Below are 17,645 nucleotides of genomic sequence, written 5' to 3'. Positions count from 1 at the left end.
GTCGCTGCGCGACGCTCCAGTCGCACCAGTGCCTGCCGTTCCCGACGGCCGTCGCGCAGCGACGGCGTGACTGTAGGCGGGGACTTCAGTCCCCGACCGCCCGTTCCATGATGCTTCGGGTACACCAGCGAACATGCAATCGCCCTGATGCTGCTACCAGTGCAATCGTATGTTGATGTCGTCGCGCCGCCGCGTCGGGGCTTGAAAGCCCCGCCTACGATCCTGCAGTCGCTGCGCGACGCTCCAGTCGCACCAGTGCCGGCCGTTCCCGACGGCGTGACGGTAGGCGGGGACTTCAGTCCCCGACCGCCCGTTCTATGATGCTTCGGGGCCCCCAATGAACATGCAATCGCTCTGTGCGTCGGGGGCTTCAGTCCACGACCTTACGCTGCCGCGATGGCCAGCGCCGGCTGCAGGTCCAGCTTGATGCCAGGCCCCATCGTCGTGGTGACGGTGATGGACCGGATGTACTGGCCCTTGGCGGCGGTCGGCTTGGCCCGCACCACCGCGTCGATGGCTGCGCCGAGGTTCTGCAGCAGCTTCTCGACCTCGAACGAGACCCGGCCGATCGGCATGTGGATGACCGCCGTCTTGTCCACGCGGAAGTCGATACGCCCGCCCTTGACCTCGCGGATGACCCGGCCGACGTCCAGGGTGACGGTGCCCGTGCGGGGGTTCGGCATCAGGCCGCGCGGTCCGAGGACGCGGCCCAGCCGACCGACGAGGCCCATCATGTCTGGCGTGGCAACGGCCACGTCGAAGTCGAGCCAGCCGCCCTGAATCCGCTGCACCAGGTCCTCGGCGCCAGCGGCGTCAGCGCCGGCCTCTTCGGCCTCGCGGATCTTGTCGCCCTGCGCGAACGCGACGACGCGGCGGGTCTTGCCCGTGCCGGCCGGCAGGGTCACCGAGGAACGGATGACCTGGTCGGCGTGGCGAGGATCGACGCCGGTGCGGATGTGCAGCTCGACGGTCTCGTCGAACTTGGTGAAGCTCAGGCTCTTGAGCAGCTCCAGGGCCTCCTGGGGCTCGTACAGCTTGAGGCGGTCCACCTTCTCAAACGCGGCGGCGTGCTTCTTTCCGGCCAAGGGAGTACCTCCTGTGGTTCGTGCGCCCGTGTCCCGGGCTCCCACCTGCGTGGGTCGTGGATCGCGGGTCGTGGATCATGGGGAAGCGCGTTCTCCCACGACCGACGATCTACGGCCCATGACCCGCAACTACGCTTCGACAGCGACGCCCATGCTGCGGGCGGTGCCCTCGATGATCCGCTCGGCGCCCTCGACGTCGATGGCGTTCAGATCCTTCATCTTGAGCTCGGCGATCTCGCGCAGCTTGGCGCGGCTGATCGTGCCGACGGTGGCCTTGCCGGCCGTGCCGGAGCCCTTGTCGACGTTGAGCGCCTTCTTGATGAGGTCTGACGCCGGCGGCGTCTTCAGGACGAACGTGAAGGAGCGATCCTCGAAGATCGTGATCTCGACGGGGATCACGAGGCCGGCCTGCTGTGCCGTGCGCTCGTTGTACTCCTTGACGAAGCCCATGATGTTGACGCCGTGCTGGCCGAGGGCCGGGCCGACGGGCGGGGCAGGCGTGGCCTTGCCAGCCTGAATCTGCAGCTTGACGATTGCGCGGACCTTCTTCGCCATGTTCCTCTTCCGAGTTGTCAGTGATCAGTGGTCAGTCATCAGCAGCGTGCCCTCTGCCCGCGACGCCACGAAGTGTACCGCTGAGAACTGAGGACTGATAGCTGACAACTGCGACCTACGTAATGCGCGAGACCTGGAGGAAGTCGAGCTCGACCGGCGTCTCGCGGCCGAAGAACGAGACGAGGACGCGGACCTTGCCGCGCTCGGCGTTGATGGTGTCCACCACGCCGATGAAGTCGGTGAACGGCCCGTCCACCACCTTGACGCGCTCGCCCTGCGTGAAGCTGACCTTGACCTTCGGCGCTTCCATCTTCATCTGCTTGAGGATGCGCTTCACGTCTGCGTCGTCGAGCGGGGCGGGCTTGGTGCCGTGGCCCACGAAGCCGGTGACGCCCGGGGTGTTCCGGACGACGTACCAGCTATCGTCCGACATGACCATCTCGACCAGCACGTAGCCCGGGAAGACCTTCTTCTGGACGGTCCGGCGCTGGCCGTCCTTGATCTCGATCTCCTCTTCAGTGGGGATCACGACCTGGAAGATCTTGTCCTGGACACCCATCGACTCGATGCGGTGCTCGAGATTGGTCTTGACCTTGTTCTCGTAGCCGGAGTACGTGTGGATGACGTACCACTGCTGGTCTTCGGAGGCGCCCAGCTCGCTCTCGCCGCCGGAAGCGACGGCCACGGAGGCGCCATCCTGCTCGTCAACTGCGCTTCGGCTGTCTCGCGCCATTCTGCTTGATCCTCCGCTCCGCGTTCATGACCCGTGCGTGCTCGGGCCTGGTGTCCATCGGAGCTGGTTGCCCATCGGGACCGGTCCGATCCGCCCTGTTCGTCGCCTGACGACCCGTTCTCGCGCCTGCGCCTACGCCCCGAAGCCGGCTGCGCCGATCCCCTGCAGCAGCAGGCGGAACAGCTCCTGGAACGTGAAATCGACCAGGCCGAGGAACGCGCCGAGCGCTGCCGAGAGGGCGACGATGACGCCGGTCATGTTGGCCGTCTGCCGGGGCGTTGGCCAGTTGACCTTCTTGATCTCGCTCCGCAGCTCGCGGAACAGGCCGGCGAGCCCCTGGCCACGCCCGGCCAGCGGCATCGCACGCCCGGCCGCCGGAGCAGCCGTGCGCGGAGCGCGCCCCTTGGTGGCGGGCCGACGTGCCGGTGTCTTGCTGGGTGTGGGTATTCTGGTCGACGGCATGGTGGGCCTTTGCCTGTCTCTCTCTGTTGCGGATGACGTCCGAGCGCGATCTGAGCGCAGCGAGTCTGATGCGTCTGCCTGGGGGCGGTCTGCGAGAAGGGGAATGCGACGGCTGACGTTCGGAGTGTGCCGGAGCGGCGGCAGCGGCGCGACGCCGGGCGCTCAGAGCGGCGCCGCGAGGGGCAGACTGGACCACCGCCAGGGCGGCGGCTGCCTCGTGCAACTATACTGAACGGCTTTCCCTTGACACAAGTGAGCGACCGCATCCCAGCCTCACCGGTGCGGCCGCCCGGAGAGATCGCCGGCGATCGAAGGAGGGACGTTGCGATGACAGCACAGGGAGCAGCGGAGCGGGTTGTCGGTCTGGCCGACCTGACCAGGAGCGTCGAGCAGGCGCTGATGGCCGACGGCATGTCGGCGGCGCACGCGGCTGAGACGGCCGAGGTGCTGATCGACGCCGAGATGCGCGGCTACGACGATCACGGCGTCTGGTTCTTCGGCGAAGTCCACAAGTGGCTCAAGAGCGGCGCACTGAACCCTGCGCCGACCATCCGGGTGGTCCGCGAGACGGACTCTTCGCTGCTGCTGGACGGCGACCGTGGCTGCGGCGTGGCGGCCTCGTTCCAGGCGATGCGCTGGTGCATCGAGAAGGCCGCGACGCGGGGCATCGCGACGGCCGGTATCCAGAACTCGGGCCACTTCATCGGGGCGGCCCCGTTCCCGGCGCTGGCCGCGAAGGCCGGGTTCATCGGCATGGCGGCGGCGAACGTGGTGCCGCTGATGCCGGCCCCGGGCGGGCGCTCCAAGAGCCTGGGCACCAACCCGATCTGCTTCGCGGCGCCGTCTGGCCGCGAGCATCCGCTGGTCTTCGACATGGCGACGAGCGCCCTGGCCGGCTTCAAGGCGCGCATTCTGGCGGCGCAGGGGAAGTCTGTGCCAGAGGGCCAGGTGCTGAACGCGGCCGGCCGCCCCACCACCGACCCTGGCGATCTTGACCGGGGCGGCTCGCTGGCCCCCGTCGGCGGCTACAAGGGGTTCGGACTGGCGCTGATGGTGGAGATCCTGGCGGGCGTGCTGACCGGCGCGCAGTTCGGGCAGAACGCCGGCGTGGTCAACGGCAAGGAAGGCCACTTCTTCCTGGCGTTGAACCCGGAGATCTTCATGCCGCGAGAGGAGTTCACCCGCCGGATGGATGAGCTGCTCGGCTGGGTCAAGTCCGGCGACCGGATCGAGGGCGTCGAGGAGATCTACTACCCGGGCGAGCGCGGCCAGCGTCGGGCGGCGGGGATGATCGGCGCTGGCAAGGTGACGCTTGCGCCGGTGGCCTGGAAGACCCTCAGCGACATCTGCGCCGAGACGGGCGTGGCGCTGCCAGCCTGACGCCGTGGCGGCCGGACGACGTGTCGGCCTGACCAGGGCGATTGCACGTTGGGCGCGTCGTGCAGCGTGGTCCGGGCTTGATGAAGATTGACTACTTCCTGTGGTAAAGGCCCTCACCCCCCAGCCCCCTCTCCCGCGCACAGGGAGAGGGGGAGACACACGAGACGGTCGTTGCTCCCCCTCTCCCGCGCACAGGGAGAGGGGGCTGGGGGGTGAGGGCCTTTACCAACCGGCGGTATGGCCCGCGACTCCCGTTCGTGCTACCCTGACGCTTGACAAAGAAGTCATACCCCTGGTATCGTGCGCAATCGATTCAGCGATGCAGCTGGGAGTCACGATGCGACGACGCCCCCAGATCACCATTGACGTGGTCGCCGCCGAGGCGGGAGTTTCCGCCTCCACTGTTTCCCACGTCCTCAATGGCCGGTCTGACACCGCTCGCATCAGCGCTGCCACCTCCCAGCGTGTCCGTGAGGCGGCCACGCGGCTGGGCTACCAGCCGAACCATGCCGCGCGGAGCCTGCGCCGCCAGCGGACCGGCATCATCAACGTGCTGGCCTGGCGGCTGTCCAGCCCCTTCTTCGCCGACATCGCCACGGGCGTCCGGAATGTTGCCCAGGTACACGGCTTCGAGGTCGGGGTGATCGACGCCGGCGCCCTCGACCGCGATGTTGAGGTGCGTGCGCTGCGCCATCTCCGCACGGGCATCTGCGATGGCGTGATCGTGGCGACGGGCACCCACAGCTACGGCGGCCCGGCCACCCAGGAGCTGCTCGAGCTGGCGGCCTGTGGGTTGCCCGTCTCGCTGGTGATGGATCGCAGCCCGGGGCCGGGCATCCCGGCGCTGGACGTCGACCACCTGGGCGGCGGCTACCTTGCCACCCGCCACCTGCTCGATCTCGGGCACCGCCGCGTCGCCCATTTCACCTTCGCCGACTCGATGCTGGATCCTGGCGCGCCGGGATCGCAGGCGGCTCGGTACCTCGGTTACTGTAAGGCCATGGACGAGTCAGGCGTGGCCCGTGATCCTTCCTGGCTGATCCGTGGTCCGCGCGAGATCGAGGGCGGGCGCGTCATGGCTCACATGCTCCTCGAGCGGTTCCCCGATCCGGCCACCCGCCCGACAGCCGTCGTCGCGTTCAACGACCGGAACGCCATCGGCGCGCTGCGCGGCTTCTACGAGGCTGGCGTGCGCGTCCCCGAAAACGTGGCGCTCATCGGCTTCCACGACATCCCCACCGCGCGCTACACCACCCCCGCGCTGACCACCATCGGCCACCCGCTCGTCGAGATGGGCGAGATGGCCGCAGACTCGCTCTTCACCCTGCTGGACGGCGGTGAGGTCTGCCCGCTGGACCGGACCATCCCGGTCTCGCTCGTCGTCCGCGAGTCGTGCGGGGCACAACCGCATCCGCGGTCACCTGCTGTGCACACGTCCGCCAACGGGCTGCCATCCGTAGGGATACCGCCATCCGTAGGATCAGCACCTGCCCGGTCAATGTCCGAACCCGAGGAGTCCCATGCGTGAGTACATCCTCCGTCGTATCGTCAGTATGGTGCCGGTCCTCTTCGTCGTCAGCCTGATCTCGTTCGGGTTGCTGTACGTGTTGCCGGGCGACCCGGCCATCGCGATTCTTGGCGAGAACGCCGGGACAACGGACACCTACAACGCCCTGCGCCGCGATCTCGGCCTGGACGATCCGATCATCGTGCAGTATGGCCGCTGGCTCTGGCGGACGGTCCAGGGCGACCTCGGCAAGTCGATCCGCACGGGCGAGCAGGTGGCTGACGTGCTCGGGCGGCGCGTTCCCACCAGCCTGACCATCGGGTTCGCGGGGCTGCTGTTCGGCATCGCGCTCGGGTTATCGGTGGCGATCATCTCGGCGCTGCGGCCCGGCAGCAAGATCGACATGCTCGCCACGGTGCTGGCGCTCGGCGGCGCGGCCATGCCGAGCTTCTGGCAGGCCCTGCTCTTCATGTACCTGTTCGCCGTGATGCTGCGCTGGCTCCCGCCGAGCGGCTACACCTCGCCGTTGGTGGACCCGTGGCTCAGCGCCAAGATGCTGTTCATGCCGGCCGTCGTGCTGGGCACGCACTCGGCGGCGGTCATCATGCGGCAGGGCCGCTCGGCGCTGATCGAGGTGCTGGAGCAGGACTACATCACCACCGCACGCTCGAAGGGCTTGCAGGAGCGGGCCATCGTCGGGCTGCACGCGCTCAAGAACGCGATGATCCCGATTGCGACGATCCTCGGCCTGCAGGTCGGGAACCTCGTCTCGGGCGCGGCCATCGTGGAGACGGTGTTCGCCATTCCGGGCGTCGGGCGGGCTGCCGTCGACGCCATCTCCTTCCGTGACTATCCGATGCTCCAGGGGGCGATCCTGCTGCTGACCTCGGCGGCCGTCGTCGCCAACCTGCTGACGGACCTGGCCTACGGGTACCTCGATCCGCGCATTCGGTATCGCTAGCAGGCGCGATCCCGACGAGTTGGCGCGCGATCTGAAGCGCGCCGTTGCTGGCCCCGAAGGAGGGACGGATGGCGAACGAAGCATCACAACCTGGCGGAGCGGTTGCCGTCACTGCCGAGCGCGCGGTCGGCCGGCGCAGCCAGAGCTATGACGAGGGCAGCCGCGTCCAACGGCTGATGAACCGCGGCCGGCGGTTCATCAGCAACGTGCTCGAGACGCGGCTGGTGGGCACCGGCCTGACCATCCTCGGGCTGGTGGTCTTCTGTGCCGCCTTCGCCGAGATCATCGCCCCGTACGCGCCGAACGAGCAGGACTACCTGGCGATCACCGAAGCGCCGACGCTGGCCCATCCGCTCGGCACCGATGACCTGGGCCGCGACATCCTCTCGCGGGTCATCTACGGGACGCGCGTCTCGCTGCAGGTCGGCGTGATCGCCGTGGGCATCGCCCTGCTGCTCGGGGTGACGCTCGGGCTGGTGGCCGGCTACGTCGGCGGCACCGTGGACGACGTGACGATGCGCATCATGGACGCCGTCCAGGCGTTCCCGGGCCTGATCCTGGCGCTCGGCCTGACCGCCGCCATCGGCCCACGCTTCCCCTGGATGCCGCCGATCTGGCACGCCATGATCGCCATCGGCATCGTGGCGACGCCGGCCATCTCCCGCCTGACCCGCGCCCAGACGCTCTCGGTACGCGAGCGCGAGTTCGTGCAGGCGGCCAAGGTGCTCGGAGCCTCGCCCGCCACGATCATCTTCCGCCACATCTGGCCCAACGTGACCGCGCCGATCATCGTGCAGGCGACGCTGCTGATCGCCACCGCCATCCTGACCGAAGCCTCGCTCTCGTTCCTGGGCGTCGGCGTGAAGCCGCCCACGGCCACCTGGGGCTCGATGCTCCGGACCGGCTCGCAGTACCTGGAAGTCGCGCCCTGGCTGGCGTTCGCCCCGGGCGTCGCGATCTTCGCCACCGTCCTCGCCTTCAACTTCGTCGGAGACGGCCTCCGACGTGCGCTCGATCCGCGGCTGCTGAGCCGGCGGAAGGGGTAGGCAAGCCCCGCGCCTCGTCTCAGGGCACTGGGCCGAGGCGCGGACAGCCTCTCGGGGGCGCGGCCGTCCGCGAGAGATCGTGCAGGAGGCATCCGCTCACAGCACCCGGCGCCCAACGATCCTTCGTCCATGCGAAAACGATTCAGGAGGGGTGAGCTCATGGTGTCAAAGACGTCGCGTCGAGCCTTCCTCGCAACCGTCGGCGGCCTGGCTGTCGGCGTGCTGGCCGCCTGTCAGCAGGCCCCAGCGCCGGCAGCGAAGCCGGCCGAGTCCAAGCCGGCCGAGGCGCCCAAGCCCACGGCGGCCGCTGCTGTCGTGCCGCCGACCGCGGCGCCCAAGCCCACGCAGGCGGCGCCGGCGCTGGTCCCGCCGACGTCCGTCCCTGCCGCCAAGCCTGCCGAGGCGGCCAAGCCGGCCGAAGCGGCCAAGCCAGCGGCCAACATGCCCAAGCGCGGCGGCGAGCTGCGGATCGTCCAGATCAACGACTTCGTCTCGATGGACCCGATCCACGCATCCGGCCCGACGGCGAAGGGCGTCTACGACTCGCTGTTTGCCTGGCGGCCGAACGCGCAGGGCGTCTACGGCGTCGAGCCGCACCTGGCGAAGTCCTGGGAGCTGGGCCAGGACAAGCTGGTCATCAAGCTGCAGGAGAACGTCAAGTTCCACGATGGCTCGCCGCTCGACGCCGAGGCCGTGGTCTGGAACCTCAAGCGGCAGGTCCAGAACCCCAAGAGCTTCGCGCGGAACTACCTGCCCCAGGTGAACAAGGAGAACCCGGCCCAGGCCATCGATCCGCTGACCGTGCAGATCAACATGACCCGGCCGAGCGCGGCCATCCTCAGCTCCCTCAGCGACGGCCTCGGCGATCAACAGACGGCCATCGTCTCGAAGGCCGCCGCCGAGAAGAACGGCGAGGAGTGGCTCAAGCTGAACCCGGTCGGCACCGGACCGTACAAGTTCGTGTCGTTCGCCTCGGGCGACAAGCTGGTCGTCGAGAAGAACCCGAACTACTGGAAGATGGGCGCGGACGGGAAGCCGCTGCCGTACACCGACAAGATTACCTACCGCGTGATCATCGAGGCGTCCACCCAGTTCACCGAGATGCGGGCCGGCACCACGGACTGGATCGCCAACGTGCGCGGGCGTGACGTGCCTGCTGCCAAGCAGATCCCACACGCCAACTACATTGAGTCGCCGTTCAGCGGCGTCAAGCGGCAGTTCTTCTTCAACGCGGCGAAGCCGCCGTTCAAGGACAACCAGAAGCTGCGGCTGGCCATCGAGCACGCCGTCGACCGTGAGGCGATGGCGAAGGCGCTGGGCGCGGGCCTCGGCATCCCGCTGCCGTACGAACTGGTGCCGGGCTCGATTGGCTACGACACCTCGGTGCCGTTCTACGAGTACAACCCGGACAAGGCGAAGCAGTACCTTGCCGAGAGTGGCGTCACGACGCCGTTCGAGGTCCGGCTGACGGCCCACAACCGCGAGGCCGACCAGCAGCAGGCCGTGTTCATCCAGGGCATGCTCGAAAAGATCGGCATCAAGATCAACCTCGACATCGTCGAGCGCGTGGCCTGGGGCGAGAAGGTCCGCATCAACAACGACTTCGAGATGGCAACCCGCCAGAGCGGCGTTGTGACGGACCCCTCACAGGATCTGCTCCTCACCTGGGCCGAGGATGGCAACTCGGCCTACCACCGTGCGAAGGTGCCTGGTCTGCTGGACACGCTCCAGAAGGCGGACACCGAGTACGACGAGAAGAAGCGCCACCAGTTGTTCGTGGATGCCCAGAAGCTGATGCACGAGTCGGCGTGGTTCGGCTACATGTGGTTCGAGACGGGCAACTTCCTGGTGCACAAGCGCATCCAGGGCTTCCCGGCGGGCTGGGGCGCCCTGCGCGAAGCCGAGTGGTGGATCAACGAATAGGCGTGAACGGCCCTCACCCCCCCGCCCCCTCTCCCTGTGCGCGGGAGAGGGGGAGGAACGAAACTCTCGTGCGTCTCCCCCTCTCCCGCGCACAGGGAGAGGGGGCCGGGGGGTGAGGGCCCTTTCGCACCTGAAACCTCGCGACGAAGGAGCAATCGTTGAAGATCATCGACGTCACCACAGAGACCTACAAGTGGCCGCGCCATAAGCCGATCTCGAACGGCCTCCACACCTACACCCACTCGGGCCTGGGTCTGATCAAGATCCACACCGACGAGGGCACGCTGGGCGTGGGCGTCGGCTCGACGGGGGGCATCGCCGGGGCGACCATCGAGCACCTCAAGCCTGAGCTGATCGGCGAGGACCCGATTGACGTCGAGCGGCTGTGGCACAAGATGTGGATCCCGAAGCTCATCGGCCGGCGTGGCCTGACCACGCGAGCCATCGCCGGCATCGACATCGCCCTCTGGGATCTCCGGGCGAAGGTCGCAGGGATGCCGCTCTACAAGATGCTCGGCGGCTTCCGAAACCGTATGCCCACGTACATTGCTGGCGGCTACTACGAGGAAGGCAAGGGCATCAAAGAACTCCAGCAGGAGATGTACGACAACGTCAATATGGGCGCGAAGGCCGTCAAGATCAAGATTGGCGCCATCCCGATCCGTGAGGATGCCGAGCGCGTGAAGGCGTGCCGGGAGGCCATCGGTCCCGACGTGAAGCTGCTGGTGGACGCCAACTGCGCCTACCGGGCGTACGAGGCGATCCAGATGGCCCGGGCGATGGAGGAGTACGACATCTTCTGGTTCGAGGAGCCCATCGCTCCCGACGACTACGAAGGGCATACCCGGCTGGCCCAGATGACGAGCATCCCGATTGCCACGGGTGAGAACGAGTACACCCGCTACGGCTTCCGGGATCTCATCAACACCAAGGCCGTGCCGATCCTCAACGCCGATGCGAAGGTGCTGGGCGGCGTCACCGAGTTCATGAAGGTGGCGGCCTACGCCCAGGCGCACGATCTGGTGATCGCGCCGCACGGCTCGCAGGACATCCACATCCACCTCGTCACGGCGATCCAGAACGGCCTGATTCTGGAGTACTACCGCGACTCGGTGGACCCGATGCACGGCAAGGTCTACAACACCACGCTCCGGCTGAACGACGACGGCACCGTCAGCCCGCCGGAGGTGCCGGGCATCGGCATCGATCCGAACTACAAGGAGCTGGAGAAGTACCGGGTCGCCTGACGGCGCCGGGTTCTGGGTTTCAGCGTTCGGGTTTCTGGGGGGCGGTACAGTCGCCCCCCATCATTGCCGCGGGGGCGCGCCGCTCAACGCCCGGTACCGCTGCCCGGCCAGCGTCAGCAGGTCGGCGTTCCCTTCGGTCCAGAGGACGGTGAGGGTGATTCGGCAGATCTTCCAGCCGTCGGCGGACTTCACGAGTTCCTCGTGGTAGCGGCCACCGAGCCTCCAGAACGCGCCACCGGTGTTGTTGGGCAGGTAGTGGTGCGCGACGACGTAGGCTTTGCAGGTCGCCGTCTCCCCATGCACCGCGACGCGGTGACTGGCGATCATGTGCTGCGTCGCCTGGAACCCGGACAGGAACTTCCAGGTGTCCACCAGGGTGTCGGCGGTCATCTCGCCCGGCAGGCCGCCGCTGAGGGACGTGTAGTCCACCACGATCTGGTCGGCCATGCAGGCGCGCAGCCCCTCCCAATCGCCAGCATCCGCGCTGGTGGCCAGGGCGTTGACGACGTCCATGATCCGCTGCGTCTCGATGGAACGCTGGATGTCTGGGTCGAGCGAGGGGGCGGGGGCTGGATGCCGGCACGCCGAGCCGTCATCGGTGGTGGGGCGTGCTGCTGGCGGGATTGCCGTGTTCATGGTCGGGTCGTGCTCCGTCCTGGTGTACAGGAGCGCTCTCGCGCTCGCCACGCGCGCAGCACTCGACGTATTGTGAGATATCCCACTCCCTGCATCGTAGCAGATGCGCCTGCCGCCTGTGTGAATAGTGGCCGGACCTCGACCATCGCACCGCGACATGGACCACGCGCACGGAGCGCGCTTCGGAGTACCTGGATGAAGATCACCGCGATCACGACCGAGACGTACCGTTGGCCGCGCCGCAAGCCGATCTCCAACGGCAAGCACACCTACACCCATACCGGCGTGCGGCTCGTCAAGATCCACACGGATGAGGGCGTTGAGGGCGTCGGGGTCTGCGCCATTCAGCCAGTGGTGCAGGCGACCATCGAGCACCTGATCCCGGAGCTGATCGGCGAAGACCCGATTGACGTCGAGCGGCTCTGGCACAAGATGTGGATCCCCAAGCTCATCGGCCGACGCGGCCTGACGACGCGAGCCATCAGCGGCATCGACATCGCCCTCTGGGACCTCCGGGCGAAGGTGGCCGGGCTGCCGCTCTACAAGATGCTCGGCGGCTTCCGCAATCGGATGCCCACCTACGTCACCGGCGGCTACTACGAGGACGGCAAGGGCCTCAAAGAGCTGCAGCAGGAGATGCGTGAGAGCGTCGAGATGGGCGCGCGGGCCGTCAAGATGAAGATCGGGGCGGTGCCGATCCGCGAGGACGCCGAGCGCGTCAAGGCCGTCCGCGAGGCCATTGGCCCCGACGTGAAGCTGCTGGTGGACGCCAACTGCGCCTACCGGGCCTACGAGGCGATCCAGCTTGCGCGGCGCATCGAGGAGTACGACATCTTCTGGTTCGAGGAGCCGCTGGCCCCGGACGACTACGAGGGGCACCGGCGGCTGGCCCAGATGTCGAGCATCCCGATTGCGACCGGCGAGAACGAGTACACCCGCTACGGCTTCCGCGACCTGATCCAGACGGGCGCGGTCCCGATCCTCAACGCCGACGCCAAGATCCTCGGCGGCGTCACCGAGTGGATCAAGGTGGCGGCGCTGGCCCAGGCGCACGACCTGGTCATCGCGCCGCACGGCTCGCAGGACATCCACATCCACCTCGTCTCGGCGATCTCCAACGGGCTGCTGCTGGAGTTCCACCGCGAGAGCACCAACCCGATGTGGGCCAAGATGTACCACCACCCGCTGCGGCTGAACGACGACGGAACCGTCAGCCCGCCGGAGATCCCCGGCAGCGGCATCGAGCCGAACTACGAGGTGCTGGAGCCGTTCCGGGTCGGCTAGGGCCGTGGGCCGTGGGCCGTGGGCCGTGGGCCGTGGGCCGTGGGCCGTGGGCCGTGGGCCGTGGGCCGTGGGCCGTGGGCCGTGGGTCGTGGGCCGTGGGCCGTGGGCCGTGGGCCGTGGGCCGTGGGTCGTGGGCCGTGGGTCGTGGGTCGTGGGTCGTGGGCCGTGGGGAGCATGGCGGTTATTGGGGCCTCTCCGCGCCCCCATGATCTACGATCTAAGACCTACGACCCATCTCACCCAGCGCCCCACACCGAGGTGCCCTGATGACCGACCGTCACCCCACCGACGCCTCCGTGTCTCCCAGGCTCTCCCGCCGGGCCGCCCTCCGCCTGTGGGGTGGGCGCGTCGTCCCGATGATGCTGCTGGCAGCCTGCGCCGGCCCGACTTCCGCCCAGACGATCCGCGAGCCAGCAGGCCATCGGCAGCAGAGCGCGCCGTCGCGCGGAGGCCGGGGCGCTGCCGCCCAGGAGGCGGGCCAGTCCGCCGCCCGCCAGGAGAGCATCGGGCAGCCGGCCTGCGTCCTGACGCCGCAGCAGACGGAGGGGCCGTACTTTGTGGACGAGCGCCTCAACCGCTCGGACATCAGGGGGAATCCCGCGGACGGCGCCCTCTCGGAGGGCATCCCGCTTACGCTGACGCTGCACGTCAGTCAGGTGAACGGCGGCAGCTGTACGCCGCTCGCTGGCCTGTTCGTGGACGTCTGGCAGTGCGACGCGAAGGGCGTCTACTCGGACGTGCAGGATCGGAACTGGGGGACCTCACGCGGGAGCCAGTTCCTGCGCGGCTACCAGGTGACCGACGAGCAGGGCGTCGTCCAGTTCACGACCATCTACCCCGGCTGGTACCGTGGACGAGCCGCCCACATCCATTTCAAGGTGCGGACGGCGTTGGATGGCGGACGGCAGCAAGTCTCGCAGTTCTACTTTGACGATACGCTCTCGGACGAGGTCTTTCAGCAGCCGCCGTACGCCGCGATGGGCACGGGACGGACGCGCAACAGCCAGGACGGCATCTACCGGAGCGGCGGCGATGTACTGACTCTGCAGTGCGTCCAGGACGCCGACGGCTACGCGGCGACGTACCACCTGGGCGTCAACCTGGCATAGTCCCCCTGGGAGCGCGGCCCTCCTGGTCCCCGGACGCCCGGTTCGGCATCATGTCCGCCGACGAGTACTGGGAGGGGTCCGATGGCACAGGCCGTCAACGTAGCGGAGCTCCGAGAGCGCGTGGCCGGCATCTTCACGCGGCTGGACGTACCGGCTGAGGATGCCGGCATCGTCGCACACCACCTGGTCGAGGCCGATCTGCGCGGCGTTCACTCGCACGGCGTGATCCGCGTCCCGACCTATGTGACGGCGATCAAGGCCGGCAAGATCAATCCGAAGCCGAAGATCGAGGTCGTCGAGGATCACGGCGGGCAGGTCGTCATGGACGGCGACAACGGTTTCGGGCAGCTCACGGCGTTCCGCGCCAACGAGCTGGCCATCGAGCGGGGCAAGGAGCACGGTCTCGCCGCCGTGGCGCTGCGTCGCTCGACCCACTGCGGCGCGATGGCCTACTACGCCATTCGCGCCCGCGCGGCCGGGTTGGTCGGGCTGGCGATCACCAACGCCGGCATGAACATGGCCCCCACGGGCGGCGCGGCGAAGATCGTCGGCAACAACCCGTTCGCGATGGCCGTCCCGACCACCCGTGAGTGGCCGATGGTCCTGGACATGGCGACGAGCGTCGTGGCGGGCGGCAAGCTGGACGTGGCGCGCTCCAAGGGCGAGTCGATCCCGCTGGGCTGGGCGCGCGACAAGGACGGCAACCCGACCACGGACCCGGTCGCGGCGCGGGCCGGCCTGCTGGAGCCGCTCGGCGGCCCGAAGGGGTACGGCATGGCGGTCATGCTGGACGTGCTGGCCGGCGTGCTCTCGGGCGGCCGGTTTGGCGGGATGCTCGGGGTGCAGCCCGGCGAGAGCGGCATGGGCCAGTTCTTCCTGACCATCGACGTGACGCGCTTCATGTCGATGGACACGTTCAAGGCCCGGATGGACGAGCTGATCGACCAGATCCACAACTCGCCCAAGCTGCCGGGCGTGAACAAGATCTACGTGGCCGGCGAGATCGAGTGGGCGATGCAGTCGAGCCGCGAGCGCGACGGCGTCCCGATTGAAGAGTCGGTGCTGGCCGACCTCTCGAAGGTCGAGCAGGATCTGGGCTGACAGCTCGACGGCCAGTCTGCCGTGCGGCCTCAACTCCCACGGCAGACCGGCCGCCCGTGTGCGCGGGTACATGGCGCAGACCTCACCAGGGTCGTGCTCCTGACCGACTCGCCGGTGATGCGCACACGCAGCGCAGTTGACACGATTGGGACTGTCGGGTACGCTCCCCTCGCGGTTGTGAACCGGGCGACCGGACATCGCGAGCCCGGCGCTGGTGGCGTCGAAGGACGGGGGCTGCCGAGACGCCGTGGCCCCGTGCGCAACCTGTCTCGGGAACCCGGGGAGGCGCCGGCCGCAACCCGGAATCGGATGGGAGTACGCGTGCGGGCATCCTGTAGGTGGCGGTTGGCGCTGGCGTTGACGTTCCTGGCCGCCATTCTCCTGGTCGCTGGCAGCGGACAGACCGCCGCGGCACGCACCATTCCGAGCGGCGTCTGGAGCACCGGGGCGACGCAGGCCCGGGTTGACGAGGGGCCGCGCCCGAAGGCCGACCGCCAGCCCGCCCGCCAGGCTGCTGAGGCGTCCAAGCACCAGCGCATCGACAGCGCCCTGACCCAGACGATCCGTGCATCCCAGGCTGGCGGGCGCGCCCAGGCGCTGGAGTCGGCGCGCGTGCGCGGTATCGCCGTCAGGGATGGGCGGGTGCGCGTCGTCGTGGAGACCGCGGCCGGCCGGCCGCGCGCCGCGAAGGCGGCCATCAGCGGCGTTGGCGGGAAGGTTGAGGCCGAGTACGCCACCCTGCTGCAGGCCCTCCTGCCGCCCTCAGGCATCGAGCAGGTGGCTGCCGAGCCGGCCGTCCGCTACGTGCGAACGCCCGCGGCCCCCCAGCGCGACGCCGTCTCTGGCGAAGGCGTGATGGCGACGAACGCCTCGGCGTGGCATACGGCTGGCTTCACCGGGCAGGGCGTCAAGGTCGGCATCATCGACTTCGGCTTCACGGGCTACTCCGCGCGTCAAGCCGCTGGCGATCTGCCAGCAGCCCTGACCGCCGTGGACTACTGCGGCGGCCTCATCACCGCGCCGGGCGGCGAGCACGGCACGGCTGTCGCCGAGGTCGTCTACGAGATGGCTCCCGGCGCGCAGGTGTACCTCCTCTGTGTGGACACCGAGGTGCAGCTCGGCATGGCCAAGGACTACGCGAAGGCCAACGGCATCTCGATCCTGGTGATGTCGGCCTCCTGGTTCAACACCAGCCGTGGCGACGGCACCGGCAGCCCGACCTCCCCCAGCGCTATCGTGGCCGACGCCCGTGCGAGCGGCATCCTCTGGGTCAACTCGGTGGGCAACCGCGCCCAACAGCACTGGACCGGCGTGTACAGCGACACCGACAACGACGGCGCCCACAACTTCACGGCCCTTGACAACGCCAACACGGTCTTCCTGCCGGCTGGCGAGACGACCTGCATCTCGCTGAAGTGGGATGACTGGCCGGCCAGCAGCCAGGACTACGATCTGGAAGTGACCGTCTCGGCGACGGGCGTCATCGTTGCCAGCTCCTCTAACTTCCAGACCGGCACCCAGCCGCCAATTGAGAGCCGCTGCTTCACGAACTTGACGGGCGTCAGCCAGAATTTCGGCATCTGGATCCTCAAGTTCCAGGCGACGGCCGCTCCCCGTTTCGACCTCTACATCTACCCCGGCCCGAACCTCGAATATCAGTCCGCTGCCGGCAGCATCACCGAGCCCGGCTCCTCCCCGAGCGCGTTCGCGGTAGGGGCGATCTGCTGGCAGAACGACCGGCTTGAGTCGTACAGCGGCCAGGGGCCAACTATCGACGGGCGGATCAAGCCGGACATCGCCGGCCAGACCCACGTCTCAAGTGGCGTGTACGGAGCGTTCGTCTCCTGCCCTGGCGGCAGCAACGGCCAGGGCGGCTTTGACGGGACCAGCGCCGCGGCGCCCCACGTGGCCGGCGCAGCGGCGTTGGTCAAGAGCGCCAATCTCACCTACACGGCGGATCAGATCCAGGCATTCCTCGAAGGGCGGGCCGTCGATCTCGGAACGACTGGGCGGGACAACCAGTACGGCGCAGGGAAGCTCATCCTTGGGGCTGCGCCGGGGGCCGGTGGCCTCCCTGCGCCGACCATGCCCGTTGGTATCCCTGGTGTCGTCACGCCGCCAGGCCCCGGCGTGGCCGCCGATCCTGGGCCGTATCCGCAGACCTCCCAGTATTTCCCCGAGGATGACACGGACAAGCCGCGGCGCCTGACGCGCGACGAGCGTCGGCAGCGTGCGGCCACCAGCCGCATCGGCTCCGACGATGTCCACACCGAGGGGAACGTCCTGCGCGTCGAGTGCAAGGCTGAGACGCCGTTCCTGGTGATCGGGATGCGCGACGGCGATCAGACGGTGCGGCTCCACGCGACGGCCCGCGAGAAGTGCGGCTCGGTGAGCGTCGGGAGCTACGTGCTGGTCGAAGGCGTCAAGGAGCACGAAGGGCTGTTCGACGCCGACGAGCTGGACCTCGCCGACTGAGGATCGTGGGTCGTGGGTCGTGGGTCGTGGGTCGTGGGTCGTGGGTCGTGGGTCGTGGGTCGTGGGTCGTGGGTCGTGGGTCGTCAATGTTGGTGAAAGCATGCAAGCTGCAATTGTCATCCTGAGCGCAGCGAAGGATCT

The 17,645-nt window shown here is 68.3% G+C and carries 15 protein-coding genes; 10 read left to right on the top strand and 5 right to left on the bottom strand.

The genetic code is table 11. From position 1 onward, the window contains the following. Nucleotides 1-383 precede the first annotated feature (383 nt). The 4 genes from IT306_23390 to secE all read right to left on the bottom strand — a co-directional run bounded on the left by IT306_23390 (nucleotide 384) and on the right by secE (nucleotide 2,733). Nucleotides 384-1,085, bottom strand: coding sequence for a 50S ribosomal protein L1 (locus IT306_23390; GenBank protein MCC7371382.1), 702 nt, complete (start codon nucleotides 1,083-1,085; stop codon nucleotides 384-386). A 129-nt stretch (nucleotides 1,086-1,214) separates the two neighbouring features. Next, nucleotides 1,215-1,640: a 50S ribosomal protein L11 gene (rplK, locus tag IT306_23385; GenBank protein MCC7371381.1), complete on the bottom strand. Its 426-nt coding sequence runs from the start codon at nucleotides 1,638-1,640 to the stop codon at nucleotides 1,215-1,217. 115 nt (nucleotides 1,641-1,755) lie between these two features. Continuing rightward, complete coding sequence (nusG, locus tag IT306_23380; protein ID MCC7371380.1) at nucleotides 1,756-2,373, bottom strand: transcription termination/antitermination protein NusG; 618 nt, start codon at nucleotides 2,371-2,373, stop codon at nucleotides 1,756-1,758. A gap of 132 nt (nucleotides 2,374-2,505) precedes the next feature. Continuing rightward, nucleotides 2,506-2,733, bottom strand: a complete 228-nt coding sequence (gene secE, locus IT306_23375; GenBank protein MCC7371379.1) for a preprotein translocase subunit SecE — start codon at nucleotides 2,731-2,733, stop codon at nucleotides 2,506-2,508. A 429-nt stretch (nucleotides 2,734-3,162) separates the two neighbouring features. Here secE and IT306_23370 point away from each other — a divergent pair, with 429 nt between their 5' ends. From IT306_23370 to IT306_23345, 6 genes are all read left to right on the top strand, one after another. Then, nucleotides 3,163-4,215, top strand: coding sequence for an Ldh family oxidoreductase (locus IT306_23370; protein MCC7371378.1), 1,053 nt, complete (start codon nucleotides 3,163-3,165; stop codon nucleotides 4,213-4,215). A gap of 337 nt (nucleotides 4,216-4,552) precedes the next feature. Continuing rightward, nucleotides 4,553-5,743, top strand: coding sequence for a LacI family DNA-binding transcriptional regulator (locus IT306_23365; protein MCC7371377.1), 1,191 nt, complete (start codon nucleotides 4,553-4,555; stop codon nucleotides 5,741-5,743). Continuing rightward, nucleotides 5,736-6,683 (top strand): ABC transporter permease, encoded by a 948-nt coding sequence (locus IT306_23360; GenBank protein ID MCC7371376.1) that lies wholly within the window; start codon nucleotides 5,736-5,738, stop codon nucleotides 6,681-6,683. The genes IT306_23365 and IT306_23360 overlap by 8 nt, the downstream gene beginning before the upstream one ends. Before the next feature lie 176 nt (nucleotides 6,684-6,859). After that, nucleotides 6,860-7,729, top strand: coding sequence for an ABC transporter permease (locus IT306_23355; GenBank protein ID MCC7371375.1), 870 nt, complete (start codon nucleotides 6,860-6,862; stop codon nucleotides 7,727-7,729). 159 nt (nucleotides 7,730-7,888) lie between these two features. Continuing rightward, nucleotides 7,889-9,652: an ABC transporter substrate-binding protein gene (locus IT306_23350; GenBank protein MCC7371374.1), complete on the top strand. Its 1,764-nt coding sequence runs from the start codon at nucleotides 7,889-7,891 to the stop codon at nucleotides 9,650-9,652. 158 nt (nucleotides 9,653-9,810) lie between these two features. After that, on the top strand, nucleotides 9,811-10,899 hold the full coding sequence (locus IT306_23345) for a mandelate racemase/muconate lactonizing enzyme family protein (GenBank protein MCC7371373.1): 1,089 nt from the start codon (nucleotides 9,811-9,813) through the stop codon (nucleotides 10,897-10,899). 60 nt (nucleotides 10,900-10,959) lie between these two features. Here the strand turns inward: IT306_23345 and IT306_23340 are convergent, their stop codons facing one another. Further along, nucleotides 10,960-11,535, bottom strand: coding sequence for a nuclear transport factor 2 family protein (locus tag IT306_23340; protein ID MCC7371372.1), 576 nt, complete (start codon nucleotides 11,533-11,535; stop codon nucleotides 10,960-10,962). A 195-nt stretch (nucleotides 11,536-11,730) separates the two neighbouring features. Here IT306_23340 and IT306_23335 point away from each other — a divergent pair, with 195 nt between their 5' ends. From IT306_23335 to IT306_23320, 4 genes are all read left to right on the top strand, one after another. After that, on the top strand, nucleotides 11,731-12,819 hold the full coding sequence (locus IT306_23335; protein ID MCC7371371.1) for a mandelate racemase/muconate lactonizing enzyme family protein: 1,089 nt from the start codon (nucleotides 11,731-11,733) through the stop codon (nucleotides 12,817-12,819). Between the two features lie 266 nt (nucleotides 12,820-13,085). Further along, on the top strand, nucleotides 13,086-13,928 hold the full coding sequence (locus tag IT306_23330) for an intradiol ring-cleavage dioxygenase (protein MCC7371370.1): 843 nt from the start codon (nucleotides 13,086-13,088) through the stop codon (nucleotides 13,926-13,928). 81 nt (nucleotides 13,929-14,009) lie between these two features. Beyond that, complete coding sequence (locus IT306_23325; GenBank protein MCC7371369.1) at nucleotides 14,010-15,029, top strand: Ldh family oxidoreductase; 1,020 nt, start codon at nucleotides 14,010-14,012, stop codon at nucleotides 15,027-15,029. A 345-nt stretch (nucleotides 15,030-15,374) separates the two neighbouring features. After that, entirely contained in the window at nucleotides 15,375-17,504 is a 2,130-nt protein-coding gene (locus IT306_23320; protein ID MCC7371368.1) for a S8 family serine peptidase, read from the top strand. The last annotated feature ends 141 nt before the right edge of the window (nucleotides 17,505-17,645 follow it).

The organism is Chloroflexota bacterium, assembly GCA_020850535.1.
Lineage (GTDB): Bacteria > Chloroflexota > UBA6077 > UBA6077 > JACCZL01 > JADZEM01.
The sequence above is the reverse complement of the archived record's forward strand: the minus strand, read 5'-3'. Positions and strand labels throughout refer to the sequence as shown.

Bases quoted from the DNA above. Each gene is read 5' to 3' on its own strand.
- rplK (MCC7371381.1), bottom strand. From the start codon at position 1,640: ATGGCGAAGAAGGTCCGCGCAATCGTCAAGCTGCAGATTCAGGCTGGC.
- nusG (MCC7371380.1), bottom strand. From the start codon at position 2,373: ATGGCGCGAGACAGCCGAAGCGCAGTTGACGAGCAGGATGGCGCCTCC.
- secE (MCC7371379.1), bottom strand. From the start codon at position 2,733: ATGCCGCTGGCCGGGCGTGGCCAGGGGCTCGCCGGCCTGTTCCGCGAG.
- IT306_23370 (MCC7371378.1), top strand. From the start codon at position 3,163: ATGACAGCACAGGGAGCAGCGGAGCGGGTTGTCGGTCTGGCCGACCTG.
- IT306_23365 (MCC7371377.1), top strand. From the start codon at position 4,553: ATGCGACGACGCCCCCAGATCACCATTGACGTGGTCGCCGCCGAGGCG.
- IT306_23360 (MCC7371376.1), top strand. From the start codon at position 5,736: ATGCGTGAGTACATCCTCCGTCGTATCGTCAGTATGGTGCCGGTCCTC.
- IT306_23355 (MCC7371375.1), top strand. From the start codon at position 6,860: ATGAACCGCGGCCGGCGGTTCATCAGCAACGTGCTCGAGACGCGGCTG.
- IT306_23350 (MCC7371374.1), top strand. From the start codon at position 7,889: ATGGTGTCAAAGACGTCGCGTCGAGCCTTCCTCGCAACCGTCGGCGGC.
- IT306_23340 (MCC7371372.1), bottom strand. From the start codon at position 11,535: ATGAACACGGCAATCCCGCCAGCAGCACGCCCCACCACCGATGACGGC.
- IT306_23335 (MCC7371371.1), top strand. From the start codon at position 11,731: ATGAAGATCACCGCGATCACGACCGAGACGTACCGTTGGCCGCGCCGC.
- IT306_23330 (MCC7371370.1), top strand. From the start codon at position 13,086: ATGACCGACCGTCACCCCACCGACGCCTCCGTGTCTCCCAGGCTCTCC.
- IT306_23325 (MCC7371369.1), top strand. From the start codon at position 14,010: ATGGCACAGGCCGTCAACGTAGCGGAGCTCCGAGAGCGCGTGGCCGGC.